Source organism: Flexilinea flocculi, assembly GCF_001192795.1.
GTDB lineage: Bacteria > Chloroflexota > Anaerolineae > Anaerolineales > Anaerolineaceae > Flexilinea > Flexilinea flocculi.
Genome location: NZ_DF968181.1, coordinates 1,600,197 through 1,615,077, shown reverse-complemented (window position 1 = coordinate 1,615,077; position 14,881 = coordinate 1,600,197). Strand labels below are relative to the sequence as shown.

Here is a 14,881-nt window from a genome sequence, read left to right as displayed (position 1 = left end):
ATGACTCCTAATCACCATTTTTTCGGTTATAAAGCATATCAATGACACCCGCGGCAGTTTCCGGATCCATATGCGGGTAAACAGTCTCGTTGATAACCATCACTGGTCCGATGCTGCAAGCACCAAGACATGCAACGGTTTCCAATGTAAAAAGGCCATCTTTCGTGGTCTTTTTGTCAGTCTGCAGGTTTAACTTTTTCACCAATGCATCATAAATCAGCATGGAATTCCTGACATGACAGGCTGTTCCGTTGCATATCTGCACAAGATATTTCCCTTTGGGATCCAATGAAAATTGTGCATAAAACGTCGCAACACCATAAATGGTCTGTGCAGTAACTTTCAGACCTTCTGCCAGTTGAAGCAATGCAACTTCTGGAAGATAATGGTATTTTTCCTGAACTTCCTGGAGCATCGTTATGACTTCTGCTTTTTTATAAGCATGATCCTCGAGGACGTCCAAAGTAAACGCCTTTACTTCTTCTACACTTATAGTACTCATCTCTTCTCCGTTTTATTCAAATGTATTTTTTATGTGAAAATTTTTACAAGTGATTAAGGAGAATTTTACTATAGTTAAAAAAAGATGACAACAATAATTTATTGACAAATGAAAATAGAGTTGATTCTGATTAAAAGATGAAAAGAATTGTTCTCGAGTAACAATAATTCGAAATATTGACTTGCTATTCGAATAATTTGTTCATTGAAAGTGGTTAGATTTTCGCAGTGTATTTGATTACAGGCATAACAAAGGTGTTTTATAGTGAAATAATCGGTTTTCGAACTGAATTTTTTCTCTCCACGTTTAAATGAATCCTGTTTTTATTTATTACGACACAAAAGGAGGATTCCAATTGATTATCTGATGAGGAAAACTTCAAATAGGTTTTAATTGAGTCGAAAGTCAATTCAATTTTTTGATTCACTGGAGAGATTCTTTTGTTAATATGCTTCTACACTAAGTGTAAAAGCATATTAACAACTCATATTTTTTTACTTATGCTTCGATTACGTCAGATAATATTTTTTTTGCTGCGCAAGTAGAATTAATGATTTTTTCAAGATTCGATGTCAATCCATCTGCCCTCTTTTGCGCTTTTCTCAATTGCTTCATTGACTTTGATAATATAGTGCCCATCTTCAATTGATGCAAAATCTTTCGGCAGGTTAAAATTCCCATTTTCAATATATCGATATATTTTTTGAAAATGCTGCTTCATCGTATCGGAATATCCTTCCAGGTGCCCTCCAGGATAAGAAATTATTTCACGTGCTTCCTGGTGAACTAACGATGGATCTCTCATTAAGATTTCATTCGGTTTGTCACGATTTCCGATCCAAATCTCATTGCATTTTTCCTGGTCAAACGCAACTGATTTCTTTGATCCGTTAATTTCATAAAACAACCGATTTTTTCTGCCTGAACACATCTGAGATACATTAACCTGTCCGAAAACACCATCTTTCATGCGCAGCATGATACTCGCAAAATCTTCATTTTCGATGGGGACTTCAGTATATTCATCGGAAATAAGTAACTTGTTGGAAAATGCAGCTACGGAGTTTTTTGGTTTTTTGCGATTATTGATGAATGTCTTGAAATCTGCAAAAACTGATTCAACATCCTTTTTAGTAATAAACCGGACAAGATCAATCCAGTGGGATGCAATATCCGCTACGGTCCTGAGACTGCCATTGATTTTAGGATCCAATCTCCATGACCAATCCGTGTCTTTTAATAACCAGTCTTGAAAATAACAACCGGTAATCGTGAAGATCTTTCCAAATTCTGCTTCATCTTGGACGATTGATCGGACTTCATGATTCATCGGATAGAAGCGTAAATTGAAATTTACAGCGGCTATCCTATTTGTTTCTCTGGATATTTGAATTAATTCAGCAGATTCTTTTGAATTAACGGCAAGTGGTTTTTCACAAACAATATGCTTGCCTGCAAGCATGGCAGCTTTAGCCTGTTCATAATGAACATTATTCGGACTGCAGATATGAACTACATTGATTTCAGGGTCTTCCAACATTTCCTGAAATGACGAATATCCTTTTTCAAGTTCAAGACGTAGAGCTGAATCTATTGCTCGTTGAGAAGATGATCCACAGATCCCTTTCACAGGAATATTCAATCTCCGCAAACACTCGACATGAACTGGACCAATAAAACCAGTACCTGAAATTCCAGCTTTCAATTTTGTCATCATGATCCCTCGTTGATCAAAAATTCGAATTATATAAACGATTATATGTCGTTCTTTTATTTTTGCGCAATGCGTCAGTAATTCAAAATGAAGCTTCACGCTTTGATTATTAAGGAAAATCTATGTTGGTGTGTCAAAAAAACAGTTTGCATATAGTCTTCTTGTCCTCAAAATTTCTCTTTCTTTTAATCATAAAGAATATAACCATCATGTATTCGGGTATAATATTTGTGTCAATTGAATAATTCGATTTATTGAAAAGTTTTTATGAAATAAAAAAGTTTTCTTAGCGTTTGTCAGCTGGGAGCAAATAATAAATTATTCTCCCGAAATTTCGAATCTCTTATATCAATATACAAGAATAGAAAAGAAAAAGGCATGGAAAACCAGAAACTGCCATCTAAGCCAATAAAAAGCACAGGAAAAAGCGGAAAAAAATTTACTATATTTATTTTTCTCCTTTTAATTGCAGCTGGAATTGTTTATTTCTTGACTATCTCATCAGTTCAAACAATCACAAAAATACGCGATTTATCGATTATTTTATTTGTCTTTGAATCGATAATCATTTGTTTTTTTCTGATTATTCTCATTATTCAATTTTCAATCTTAATAAATTTAATACAAAATGAAATTAAACCAATACTGAAAACGACAAAAGAAACAGTCAATCATATCAAAGGTACTGTTGAATTTCTTGGAGATAATATGGTTGAACCGGTAATTCAAACGAATTCGAAAATTGCCGGATTCACAAAAATTATATCAAGCCTGAAATCAGGAATAATAAACAAAAAAGGGAGATAAATATGGCAGAACGAGACAGTTTTAGTTCTTTTATAATCGGTTTTATCGCTGGAGGTATTGCGGGTGCAATTGCAACTGTTCTTTATGCTCCGAAATCTGGAGCAGAAACCAGAAATGCGCTGAAGGAGAAAAAAGAAGAGATTCTAGATAAAGCGAATCTTTCAGTGGATGAAGCATATAAGCAGGCAGAAATGGCAGCTAAGGACGCAAGAGATCGATTTGAAGCGCTGGCCAATACTACAAAATCACGCGCTGAAGAAGTAACACGCCGTGGACAGGTTTTTTTGGAAGAAAGAAAAAATCAATTAAAGGGACTTAAGAATGAGCTGGAAAAGGACGACAGTGCTGAAGAAATCCCGACCATTCCTGAATCTTAACATTTTTCATTAGTATAAATATAAAAATACCTGTCAATTGACAATTGTTGACAGGTATTTTTTATGATCCCATCTCAATTAATTCAGCATTTAAGCTTTCAACATCTCGAAAATCATGAGTTGATATTAGAAGTGTCTTTCCACCAGTCATATGATGAATGCAGTTAATAACGCGTTTTTTATTTTCGGTGTCCAATCCGCGAAATGGTTCATCCATTAAAATGAAGGTTGATTTTGGAACAATAGCTCTGACTATTGCGACCCTCCGCTGCATTCCTCCGCTTAGTTCTGCAATCGGTTTCATGAGATCACTTCGATCCAGTCCAACTTGTTCAAAAATGTCTTCCAGCTTCTGGCGGGAGATATCCAAATCCCTGCAAACAAGTTGGATATTTTTTATTGCGTTGAGATAGTTACACAACCGATTTTCCTGAAAAACGGCAGTAATGGTCTGATTTTCCATTCCATAAATAGCACCGCTGTCAGGTTGTGTCAGCCCTAATAGAATTCGGAAAAACGTAGTTTTCCCACAGCCACTTGGACCCATCAGACAAGTAGTTTTATTTTCTGGAATCGAACAATTCCAATTTGACAATACAATTTGTGTTCCAAAGCTTTTTTTTATGTCAATTGCTTGAATATTCATGACTATACGCTGTTTTCAATTCCAGTTTTTATATAAGCTAATAAACGCAGATAAAGTTTCTCAAAAGATATACTTAATAAAATTATCACAAACGTCCAGGCAAATAACTCAGCAGAATTAAGATAAATCTTAGCTTCGTACAATCTTTCACCGATACTGCCTGACGGAATTCCAATGAGCTCCGCAGCTACACCACTTTTCCAGCAAAGGCCTAACGCGATCAGACAGCTTGAATAATAAAACGGCAGTACTTCATGCATATAAATATATATAAATTTCGATAAGAATGGAATCCGAAATACTTTAGCCATTTCGACTAATTGTTGATTGACATTAACGATACCCTGCAATGTATTTGTATATATGATCGGGAAAACCATTAAAAAGGATATAACGATCGATAAATTTTTACTTCCGAACCAAAGAATTACGAGTATTACAAAACTTGCAACTGGCGTTGACTTTACAAAGCTGATCAGCGGATTTAGAAGGAACCTGATCGTTGCAAAACGATATGAAAGGATTGCCAGAATTATTCCAAACAAATTGGCTAATAGGAAGCCGGAAGTGATACGAAAAACACTGTAAAAAACAGTTTTCCAAAAAGAAATTTCAAATATCAGTGAAGCAAGTGTTTTAAGAACAAGAATTGGTGATGAAATTAATAGCTCCTGATGGACAATTTGGCTGGTCATCTGCCAGACAACCAGCCAAAATAGAATCGACAGGATTTTTTTTAATTTACTATTTTGCTTTGAAATAAAAAGCTTCATCAGGCAGCTTTCCACCAATGGACTGTGGATTGGCATCAAACAGAACCTGTAAATATCCGTTTAACTTCTTTTCCATCTCATCACCGGTGATGAAAGTAATATTACAGTATGGCAGAGCTTTTACAGCAATCGGAGCAGCAGCAACAATTTCGTATTTTGCGATTAATTCTGCTGCAGATTCGATATTGGAATTGACATATTGTGTTGAGTTATTATAATCCGTCATGAATTGTTCAAACACTTCGGGCGATTTTTCTATAAAATCTTTTTGAGCAACAACACATCCAGTTACTAAAGCGCTATCAGTACTTACTTTATTCCATTCGTCGGAAAGGTTGAGAGCGATTCTAACCTTTTCATTTTTCATTTGCACAGCAGTTACATATGGTTGTGGCAGTAATGCAATCATATTATCACTTTGTCCTAATAATACTGCCAATTCAGTCGATTCACTTTTATACTCAATCGTTACATCTTTGCCAGGCTCTAAACCGTTTTGTGTAAGAATATAATTTAAAGCAAATTCCGGCGTTGTACCTTTCCCTGTTGAATAGATCGTCTTTCCTTTCAGGTCTCCAACACTTTGAACAGAGTTACCTGATTCAACTAAATATAAAACACCTAATGTATTGATAGCAGTAACCAGAACTTGTCCTTTGGTTTTATTATACAAAACACTTGATAAATTGCACGGGACTGCAGCAGCATCTATTTTCCCACTGACTATCCCGGTAACTATTTCGTCAGCTGTTCCATACATGGATACTTGATAATTGTTCCTGGTCAATCCCTGTTCAGAATCATTCATTAACTTCACCATTCCCATGGTTGTAGGTCCTTTTAATGATCCAATTTCTATTGTAGCTCTCGTTTCAGCTTCCTGAGCATAAATATTTTTATTGACGCTCCAGTTTATTGCGAAAAAAAGGATAATACTCAATAGAATTATTGTTCTGGAATTGTGCAGTTTCATGGTCAGATAGATTCTCCTTATCATACGTGTTATACTCATGCAGTGGGAATTATAACCTCGGTTTGTGAAAATTTTCTATATTAGTACATTTTTCATTAGTTCTATAAATGAAATAGATTCCGTAATATTTTCTATTTTTACGTTGAGCTCAAAACTCCATAATAATGGGTATTTTCCCTTTTCGTTAAAGGCTTTTAATTGATGATAAGGGAAAAAAATCGGTTCAGTATATAAAATATTGAAAATAACTAAATATGATGATTTAAAGTAACGTTTAGGTTGTGTTATCGGTTTTTATATCCCTAAATTCGATTTTCCAACTACAATATATTTTAAGAATTATTTAATAAAGGAAGATTTTCATGAAAAACAAAAAATTATTTATTAGCTTTGTATATATCATGGCTTTTGCCTTATTCCTAGGCTTTACATTTGCATGCGAAGCAGCGGATAAAGATATCGTTGCTACGTTAAACGGAACAAACATCACCTTAGATGAATTTAAGGAAGCAGTCCGTTACAAACGATTCAGCACCTTGCAAGAATACCAATATATTGCATATCTCTACTCTATGTATAATATGCCCTTAGATGAATCGCTCACGACAAAATACGAAACAATTTTGAGTGAAGATGGAAAGGTTGATTTGGGTCAAAAAACAATCGATCAACTTGTCTACAACATTATCCTTGACACCGAATCCAAAAAAGCAGGTATATCGGTGACAGATGACGAAGTCAATGAATCATTGAAACAGATGTTTGGCATTACAGAAGAAAGTGCCGCAGATCAGACAGAATCTACTGGAGACACGCTCCTGGATTCCAATTCCTCGGATATGACACCTCCGGAACCTGAAATCAGTCAGGAAGCAAAGCTTCAAACAGCAATGGATGAGTATTTTACGGCAACAGTTGGCGATTTGTTTTCACAAGATTTCTTCACAAATCAAATCTATTACAGTTTGCTTGAATCGAAACTCCTTGACGAGACTGTTTTTGCTAATCATGTCTTTGAAGCTGAGATGGTTTCAGCTCGTCACATCCTTGTTGAAACAGAAGAAATTGCAAAAGAAGTTCTCGAGAAGCTGAATTCAGGGGAAAAATGGGATGATTTAGCTGCTGCATATTCAAAAGATTCAAGTAATAAAGATAAAGGTGGAAATTTGGGTTGGTTTGCCAGAGGAATGATGGTAAAACCTTTTGAAGATGCTGCATTCTCACTTGAAAAAGGAGAAATCAGCGAACCCATTAAAACTGATTTCGGATATCATATTATTGCATCGGATGGAAAAGAAATTCGGCCATTGGAAGATGACGCTTTAAACAACGCGAAAAATGAGCTTTATAAAACCTGGTACGAAAAAGTGAATTCGGAATATAAACCGGAAACCTTCGATATTTGGAAGGATAACATTCCGATGGAACCCGTATTCAAACCGATCGAACAACCAAAAGCCGAAGCAAGCGAAGTACCGGCTGAAGAATCAGCGCCAGAAACCTCACCTGAATCTACTCCGGTTGCTGAAACAAAACAACCGTAAGATTTTTTCGAAAAAAAATGGTCCTCTATACGTAAAGGACCATTTTTTTTTAAACAAAACAGATAACAAAATTGTCTTCTTCAAATTGCTTGATATTGAAAAAGTTCAGTAAATCATATTTTATTGCGAAAGAAATTCTGTTATCGGAGCATCGATGGATTTTCGTTGTAATTTGGAAAATATCGGGGGTTGAATTTGATTTTTTTAATATCATTTGAATTCAACCCCCATATGCAAGGGATTTTACCCGATTTTTCTTTTTGAAAATAAAAACCGCCTAAAGGCGGTTTTTCAACGATATTAAGGATTACACGAATAATTTTGAAATCACCTTCGCCCATTTTTTATAGGAAGATGGTAAGCAATAACAAGACAATCAAAATGATAGAAGTCATTTTTTTCATATTTTTTGATTATATCAAAACTTATTACGCTGTCAATAAAAAGTCAGCAATTCAAAATATGGGAAGTATTGTTTATCATTTCGAATTACCGTTGATCATCAAAAAATAAAAATACCATAATCTATTCTATTCAGAATAGATTTTTTCTTGTTCTGACATGCATTTTTATCGCATATTTTAACGCGAAACAGAAATAGTTTACTTAATAAATCCTATTACTTCTTAATAACAAGCCCATGTGATAGACAGTTCCAATATTAATTACGCAAATTCAAATCATTTCTGAATTTGAAAATTATTGCGATAATCAAATTGAGCCTTTTGATAATTTTCAATATTCCCGATATCAATCCAATAATCTGTGATTTCAAATTTGACAATTGGTTGATTTTTTTCCAGCATTGTCTGAATTAACATATCCATTCCAAAATATTTGTTGTCAGGAATTAATGACAACACTTCCGGCTTCATCACATAGATACCTGCCAAAGCATAAGTTGTTATTTCTTTCTTTTCTTCTATCCCAGTTACATAATCACCAGTAAAAAAAATATTTCCGAAATCGTAAGGTAAAGTGATCTTTTTTATCCCGACTGTCATAAGAGAATTCTTTTCATATGCAAATTTATATAATTCTTCCAAATTCACTTGCGTCAGGATATCTCCATTCATCACCAAGAATGGATCTTCGAAATTTTTTTGAAGCAATTTAATCGGTCCAGCTGTTCCTAAAGGCTTTTCTTCCTGGCTGATGGTTAATTTTATTCCATATTGAGATCCATTACCAAAAAACTTGTAGAAGTAATCCGATTTATAATTTGTCGCTAATATTATTTCCTGGAATCCAAATTTCACCAGTCTTTCAATCTGCACTTCCAAAATTGCTTTTTCGCCTAATGGCAATAAAGGTTTGGGAATAACGTTTGTAAACGGTTGCAACCTTTTGCCAAGCCCACCGGAAAGAATTACTGCTTTTTTATTCATTTTTATTTCCTGTTCATTTTTGATACAAATTTGCCTTCTCAAGTTGTGAAGACTGCCGCATCCATTCAATCGTTTTCTTAAGACCCTCATCAAAAGAATAGTCAGGTTGCCATCCAGTTATTCGATAGATTTTTTCATTACTGCCAAATAATCGAAAAACTTCACTGTTTTGTGGTCTTAAGCGTTCTTGATCAAAACAAATTTGTGCTGAAGGATTGATCAAATTGATAATTTTTTCTGCCAGTTGACCTATTGATATTTCGTGCCCAGATGCAATTTGGATGACTTCACCTATGACTTTATCCGATTCAGCAATGCTGATAAAACCTTTAACTGTATCTTTTACATAAGTAAAATCACGTGTCGGATAGACCGAACCCAATTGAATTTTTTGACTCCCGCCTAACAATTGGAGGATTATTGACGGAATTACCGCACGGAGCGATTGTCTGGGACCATAAGTATTAAAAGGGCGCACAATTACCACGGGGAGGGAATAACTTCTAAAAAAGCTCTCTGCAATTTTGTCAGAAGCAATTTTTGATGCAGCATATGGTGATTGTGCTGTCAAAGGATGATTCTCATCCATCGGAACGTAGCGCGCGGTACCATATACCTCTGATGTAGAAGTAACCAGTATCTTCTGTACATTTCCGTACCGAGCAGCTTGCAGGACGTTTAAAGTGCCTCGGACGTTAGTATCGATATATAGATCCGGTGATTCATAACTGAAAGGAATCGCGATCAATGCTGCCAGGTGAAAAATCATATCAATATTTAGAATTTTTCTTCGTAGAAAATCGGCATCTCGTATATCACCACTAATGATTTCAATTTCTTTTTTAACATCCGAGGATAAAGTATCCAGCCATCCCCATGAATTATTGGAATTATAAAAAACAAAAGCTTTTACGTTATACCCTTTAAACACCAATTCTTCAGTTAGATGGCTGCCAATAAATCCTTCTGCTCCTGTGACTAATACATTTCTTATCATTTTCCACCTACCATGAAACCTCTTGTTGGAATTTCTTGTATTTCTCAGTCCCATTCGTCATAGAATTTTTTTATAGTATTTAGGCTTATTTGAATTTATATTTCATTGTATTTTTATTGCTATTATAATATAATATGTAATATATTTATAACATATTTATTGCAAAATAGAATAACATAGGAGCAACTACATTGATAGAAAACAATAAAACCATCAGTTTAAAAGATTTGGTTGATCTGATATGGGGATATTCCCTATTTTTATTTATTGCGAGTGTTATTGGTGGATTAGCCGCTTGGTCCTATACATTTTTTTTTATCACGCCACAATTTGAATCAAAGGCAACTATGATCGTTAATTCCAGAGCAGAGCAAAATGTCACCATTACATATGACCAGATTAATTCCGCAAGGAATCTGGTTAACACCTATGCTGTGATCCTGATGAGCGACACAGTAATCAACCAAGTTATCCGAAATCTGCAGAACAAAGGCTATTATTCAATAAAAAATATCGAACCAATCGAAATGATGAAAAAAATTGAGATCAGTCAGGTCGGAACAACACAGATCATGAGCATTACAGCAAGAGATCCCGATCGTATTTTGGCGGCTGATATTGTCAATGAAATTCTTGCAATAGCGCCAAATTTTCTCGTCATGACGGTAAAAGCGGGATCTGTCGAAATCGTTTCACCTCCATCTGTTACAGATAAACCTGTTACTCCGGATGTCCTTAAAAATACGCTGATTGGATCATTGTTCTGCGGAATAATTTCATTTTGTATTATTGTTTTCCGAGAATTTTTAGATAATACTGTTAAATCAGATAATGATATACGAAATCTAATAGGTTTGCCGGTTTTAGGTGTGATCCCTTTAGTAGAAAATGCAACGATTTATCTGCAAGGAGAAAAAAAGAAAAATGCTTACGATGGATAGAAAACTTTTGACAAATTTTTTTAGAAAAAATCAAAAAATCAATGACCAAAACATTCGTTCGCTGAAAAAAATTACGGATGAAAATTCTCCCTTTCAATTTGTAGAAGCTTATAAATCACTTCGTACCAACATTGACTTCGTATCCGTAAATAAAAGATATCAAACGATTGAAATAACCAGTGCTATACCAAAAGAAGGTAAATCAGGAATCGCAATTAATCTTTCCATTTCATTTGTAGAAATTGGGAAAAAAGTCATATTGATTGATGCTGATCTCAGAAAACCGATGCTGTCATCGTATCTGGGAGAGAATCCAGCGGACGCGAAAGGATTGTCAACCGTATTGACTGGCTGCGATCTATATGCTTCGATTCTTCATACAAAATTTCATTTTGATTTTTTACCAGCAGGATTAATCCCACCTAACCCGGTTGAGTTGTTAGGTTCCAGGCAAATGGGAGAAATCCTCTGTGAACTGCGAAACGAATATGATTTCATCGTCATAGACACGCCTCCAGTATCACTTCTGACGGATGCTGTTACATTATGTCAATTTGTTGACGGAATTATCTTTGTGATTCGTCAAAAAACTGCTTCGATTGATCAAATAAAATTCGCAATGAAGAAACTGGAATCCGTTAAAGCCAACGTGATAGGTGCTATTCTGAACGATTATGTTGTTCCAAAAGACAGTAGTCAGTCAAAGAATTACTACAATAATTACAGCGATTACTATCAGCATAAATAAAATGTTCTTTTTCTTATAAATATCATTTAATCGAAATAGAAGGAGAATATGTTGTTGTAATGTTTTTTATGCTTTGCGTAAAAACATCACAGTAACGTTTTTTTGAGATTGATTCAAATAAAAAGTCATTATTTCAAAGTTCTGAATCATCTTGTGTAGAGAATACTATCTGAGTCATCTCATAAAATTCCTTTGTATATAATTCGTTTTGCAGCGAATCAGTCACCATAGAATTCCCAGAGGTAACCTTGGTCGATTTGCATTGCCACATTTTACCGGAAATTGATGAAAGCACACAATCGTTATCAGATTCCATACGCTTGCTTTCGTTAGAAAAAGAAAATGGTGTCTCAAAAATCGTCTTTACACCTCATTTCAATTTTGAAAAAAATCATCTTGAGGAGTTTTTAGAGAAAAGAAAAGATTCCTATGCACGATTGATTTCTTCATTTCCAAACACTGAATTAGAATTCAGTTTCGTTCTAAGCGCAGAAGTCGCATTCTCTCCGAAAGTGTTATTCAATTATCAAAAATTACTGGTTGGGAATACCCATTACCTCTTGCTTGAACTCCCATTATCGTATTTTCCCGATCTGATCAATGATGTAGTTTTCCGCCTAATATCAAATGGTATCATTCCGATTATCTGTCACGTTGATAGATATCGTTATTTTTTTCAAAATCCGCTCCTCTTATTCAATCTTGTTAATCTCGGAGCAATTATTCAAGTCAATGCCTCTCCAATTGTACATGATTCAAAAGTACGGAGATTTGTGTCCTTTTTAGATCGACATAATTTATTTCATTGTATTGCAAGTGATACGCATTCGGTTGTTCAAAGGCCTCCGGAAATAAAAAATGCCTATATGTATCTGAGGCAGTTGATCGGTGAAGAAAAAACGGAGAAAACTAAAAGTAATGCTGAGTTAATCTTTCAAGGAAGAAATATCAGAGCAGAAAAACCAACAATTCCTGTTCACGTATTAACAAAATGGATTTAAAAAAGGAATAACAGCCATTTTAGGCTGATATTCCTTCTTTTTCTAAACGATTTTATATTTTCACAAAATCTGGATTTGGAGTCAGTGATCACTACAATCAATAAAATTCCCCAAATTTCTCATTTGTAAAACGCTTGATTAACCTTTTAGTTCTGACCTTCGTCTTCCTCCAGGTTATCAGTAGCAAACTCGAGGCACTGAATCACCAACTGATTCAATGATATATTATTATCATCAGACAATTTTTCCAATTGTTTGACTAACTCGATTGGTAGACGAAAAGTTTTACTGATTGAATTAAATCCTTTTTTAATCTTGAAATTGCTCATATTTTTTCTCCTTTGTTTTTCCTTTTTTAATCTTCATTCCCATTCTTCGTATATGAAAAAAATTTCAACAAATTTCTTCATAATAATCTGATTTTTATATATTATATGCAAATGAGTTGCATAAAAACCAAATAATTTTTCTATCAGTCGATCATCATTTTATTGATAATTTAACCACACATTGAGTAATTCAACTCAATTTTTTTAATAAGGGATACTTTTTTATAGCAAGATTTTACTGAGGTATTTTATACCATATATTTATATTATTCATTTTGTATTCTAATAAATTTGAATTTTATTCCTTGTATTGAAATTATTTTCGGATTGAAGAAAATAAAAAGGTGTCTTTTTCAAGACACCTTTTTATTTATTACTTGTGATTTTGTTTATTTATATTTTAACTGAAGGAATTCATCTGCTGCAGCGCCAAAGACAAGATGAAGCAATAAATCTTTATTAGTTTTTACATATGGAAGATCAACTTTATCCTCCAAAGCCGGCATCAAATAAGAAGCTGGACGATATTTCTTGATATCGTTTTCGTCTCCCAAAATCTGGTTCATGATTTCCTGATTGACTGGACCGGGAGTTTTTCCAAACTCTCCTCTCAAAATCATCTTGAATTCATTGGATGTAAAGGCATATCGAGAGCCTGCCATCACATTATAGGCAGCCTGTGATCCAACAATCTGGCTTGTAGGAGTCACTAAAGGAACATATCCTACATCTGCCCGTACGTTTGGAATTTCAGCCATCAATGCATCCATCATATTTTCAGATACACCCATTTCCTTAAGTTGTTTCTGGAAATTGGAAAGCATTCCACCGGGGATTTGTGTTTCAAAAATACGATCATCATAGCCAGGATAATCCAAATCATTTAAAATTTCTCGGCTGACATCAATCGCAGTTTGCAGATCTTCATTGTCTTTCATAATAGCTTCAACCAGTTTATCAACTTTGTCGACTGGTACGTCAGAAAAATGTACTGGTTTTCTCCGCGATTTTCCAAAGCTTGGAATGGAGCTTTTTAATTCTTCAAAAATCACTCGTAATTCGTCCTGAGCTTTTGTCAAAGCATCTTTATCCAATCCGGTATCATATCCCATTCTTTCTGCAATTACTGCAGCTACTTCAATCGGAGAATGTGACGGACCTCCGGCAAAGGGTGAAATACAAGTATCGAAACTGTCAATACCATATTTGATTCCCAATGCAATATTTACTAAGGAAACGCCAGTTGTTGAATGTGTATGGAGAACCAGTGGAACGTTTACAACCTTCTTTAATGACTTGAAAAGATCAACGGCATCTCTCGGATGAAGCAAAGCTGCCATATCTTTAATTGCAATCCGATCAACGCCTTCTTTAAGGAGTTCTTCGGCATAATCAATAAAGTATTGCGTTGTGTGAACGGGGCTAGTTGTATAAGACATCGCTGCTTCAACTTTGCCGCCATACGCTTTTGTCGCCAGAATTGCCATCCGCAGATTCCGGATATCATTCAAAGCGTCAAAGATACGCATATTGGTGCTGCCGCTTTCAATACTCTGACGAATAAAAGCAATCAACAAATCATCGGGATATGGATTGTATGCAAAAAGATTCTGACCTCTCAGCAGAGATTGGATCTTGTCACCACTGCCCATCTCTTTATGAAACGTTTCGAGTCTCTCCCATGGGTCATCACGGGTAAAGCGGATTGCTGAATCGAGCGTAGCTCCGCCCCATAATTCGAACATACTGTATCCGGCGTCTTTTATAATTGGAAGCACGCGCATACATTGTTCAGTTGTCATTCTAGTAGCGGCGCAACTTTGATGCCCGTCGCGTAAAGTAAGATCATTAAAATAAACTCGTTTGGACATTTCTTTCTTTCTCCGTGACTTTTGAATCACGTTTTTCGTATCTAATTATCTCAGATGTCTAAGATAAAGTTTTTTATGATCGGATAAACAGAATATAAAAATCCGAATCATACTATTAAGATAATTTTACCACATTCGATTTCGTTCTAAAAAAAAATTTAATTAATAGTATTTTATTAATTGTTTAATAATAAATTGCATTTTTACTTCGGCCATCAATTTTCCGTATTTGGAGTAATTAGAATTTTATAAAAGATTTCTATGAACAAA

13 protein-coding genes are annotated in these 14,881 nt (G+C 34.8%); 5 read left to right on the top strand and 8 right to left on the bottom strand.

Annotation, left to right across the window (positions count from 1 at the left end):
- Positions 1-7 precede the first annotated feature (7 nt).
- Positions 8-502, bottom strand: coding sequence for an NADH-quinone oxidoreductase subunit NuoE family protein (locus ATC1_RS11650; RefSeq protein WP_062282254.1), 495 nt, complete (start codon positions 500-502; stop codon positions 8-10).
- Between the two features lie 559 nt (positions 503-1,061).
- Positions 1,062-2,219 (bottom strand): Gfo/Idh/MocA family protein, encoded by a 1,158-nt coding sequence (locus ATC1_RS11645; RefSeq protein WP_201777284.1) that lies wholly within the window; start codon positions 2,217-2,219, stop codon positions 1,062-1,064.
- Between the two features lie 806 nt (positions 2,220-3,025).
- On the opposite strand from ATC1_RS11645, the gene ATC1_RS11635 reads away from it, so the two are divergent.
- A complete protein-coding gene (locus ATC1_RS11635) occupies positions 3,026-3,400 on the top strand; it encodes a YtxH domain-containing protein (protein WP_062282247.1) in 375 nt (124 codons plus the stop codon).
- A 61-nt stretch (positions 3,401-3,461) separates the two neighbouring features.
- On the opposite strand, the gene ATC1_RS11630 is transcribed toward ATC1_RS11635, so the two are convergent.
- The 3 genes from ATC1_RS11630 to ATC1_RS11620 are packed head-to-tail and all read right to left on the bottom strand — an operon-like array spanning position 3,462 to position 5,792.
- Positions 3,462-4,046 (bottom strand): ATP-binding cassette domain-containing protein, encoded by a 585-nt coding sequence (locus ATC1_RS11630; protein ID WP_062282245.1) that lies wholly within the window; start codon positions 4,044-4,046, stop codon positions 3,462-3,464.
- A 2-nt stretch (positions 4,047-4,048) separates the two neighbouring features.
- Entirely contained in the window at positions 4,049-4,819 is a 771-nt protein-coding gene (locus tag ATC1_RS11625) for an ABC transporter permease (protein WP_062282243.1), read from the bottom strand.
- Positions 4,791-5,792 (bottom strand): ABC transporter substrate-binding protein, encoded by a 1,002-nt coding sequence (locus ATC1_RS11620; RefSeq protein ID WP_062282240.1) that lies wholly within the window; start codon positions 5,790-5,792, stop codon positions 4,791-4,793. Before ATC1_RS11620 ends, ATC1_RS11625 begins: the two co-directional genes overlap by 29 nt.
- 362 nt (positions 5,793-6,154) lie before the next feature.
- Here ATC1_RS11620 and ATC1_RS11615 point away from each other — a divergent pair, with 362 nt between their 5' ends.
- Positions 6,155-7,336, top strand: coding sequence for a peptidylprolyl isomerase (locus ATC1_RS11615; RefSeq protein ID WP_062282238.1), 1,182 nt, complete (start codon positions 6,155-6,157; stop codon positions 7,334-7,336).
- Between the two features lie 680 nt (positions 7,337-8,016).
- On the opposite strand, the gene ATC1_RS11605 is transcribed toward ATC1_RS11615, so the two are convergent.
- Both ATC1_RS11605 and ATC1_RS11600 read right to left on the bottom strand, forming a co-directional pair.
- Positions 8,017-8,724, bottom strand: coding sequence for a sugar phosphate nucleotidyltransferase (locus ATC1_RS11605; protein WP_062282232.1), 708 nt, complete (start codon positions 8,722-8,724; stop codon positions 8,017-8,019).
- A gap of 13 nt (positions 8,725-8,737) precedes the next feature.
- The gene (locus ATC1_RS11600) at positions 8,738-9,718 is read right to left on the bottom strand and encodes an NAD-dependent 4,6-dehydratase LegB (RefSeq protein ID WP_062284124.1); all 981 of its coding nucleotides are present in this window, start codon (positions 9,716-9,718) and stop codon (positions 8,738-8,740) included.
- A gap of 194 nt (positions 9,719-9,912) precedes the next feature.
- Between ATC1_RS11600 and ATC1_RS11595 the strand changes: the two genes are divergently transcribed.
- From ATC1_RS11595 to ATC1_RS11585, 3 genes are all read left to right on the top strand, one after another.
- Positions 9,913-10,662, top strand: a complete 750-nt coding sequence (locus ATC1_RS11595; RefSeq protein WP_062282229.1) for a YveK family protein — start codon at positions 9,913-9,915, stop codon at positions 10,660-10,662.
- Positions 10,655-11,410: a CpsD/CapB family tyrosine-protein kinase gene (locus ATC1_RS11590; RefSeq protein WP_172667781.1), complete on the top strand. Its 756-nt coding sequence runs from the start codon at positions 10,655-10,657 to the stop codon at positions 11,408-11,410. Before ATC1_RS11595 ends, ATC1_RS11590 begins: the two co-directional genes overlap by 8 nt.
- Before the next feature lie 248 nt (positions 11,411-11,658).
- A complete protein-coding gene (locus ATC1_RS11585; protein WP_062282227.1) occupies positions 11,659-12,411 on the top strand; it encodes a tyrosine-protein phosphatase in 753 nt (250 codons plus the stop codon).
- 718 nt (positions 12,412-13,129) lie between these two features.
- Here ATC1_RS11585 and ATC1_RS11575 read toward each other — a convergent pair.
- Positions 13,130-14,611, bottom strand: coding sequence for a hypothetical protein (locus ATC1_RS11575; protein WP_082174773.1), 1,482 nt, complete (start codon positions 14,609-14,611; stop codon positions 13,130-13,132).
- Positions 14,612-14,881 lie beyond the last annotated feature (270 nt).

Bases quoted from the DNA above. Each gene is read 5' to 3' on its own strand.
- ATC1_RS11635 (WP_062282247.1), top strand. From the start codon at position 3,026: ATGGCAGAACGAGACAGTTTTAGTTCTTTTATAATCGGTTTTATCGCT.
- ATC1_RS11615 (WP_062282238.1), top strand. From the start codon at position 6,155: ATGAAAAACAAAAAATTATTTATTAGCTTTGTATATATCATGGCTTTT.
- ATC1_RS11630 (WP_062282245.1), bottom strand. From the start codon at position 4,046: ATGAATATTCAAGCAATTGACATAAAAAAAAGCTTTGGAACACAAATT.
- ATC1_RS11620 (WP_062282240.1), bottom strand. From the start codon at position 5,792: ATGAAACTGCACAATTCCAGAACAATAATTCTATTGAGTATTATCCTT.
- ATC1_RS11645 (WP_201777284.1), bottom strand. From the start codon at position 2,219: ATGATGACAAAATTGAAAGCTGGAATTTCAGGTACTGGTTTTATTGGT.
- ATC1_RS11590 (WP_172667781.1), top strand. From the start codon at position 10,655: ATGGATAGAAAACTTTTGACAAATTTTTTTAGAAAAAATCAAAAAATC.
- ATC1_RS11625 (WP_062282243.1), bottom strand. From the start codon at position 4,819: ATGAAGCTTTTTATTTCAAAGCAAAATAGTAAATTAAAAAAAATCCTG.
- ATC1_RS11650 (WP_062282254.1), bottom strand. From the start codon at position 502: ATGAGTACTATAAGTGTAGAAGAAGTAAAGGCGTTTACTTTGGACGTC.
- ATC1_RS11605 (WP_062282232.1), bottom strand. From the start codon at position 8,724: ATGAATAAAAAAGCAGTAATTCTTTCCGGTGGGCTTGGCAAAAGGTTG.
- ATC1_RS11575 (WP_082174773.1), bottom strand. From the start codon at position 14,611: ATGTCCAAACGAGTTTATTTTAATGATCTTACTTTACGCGACGGGCAT.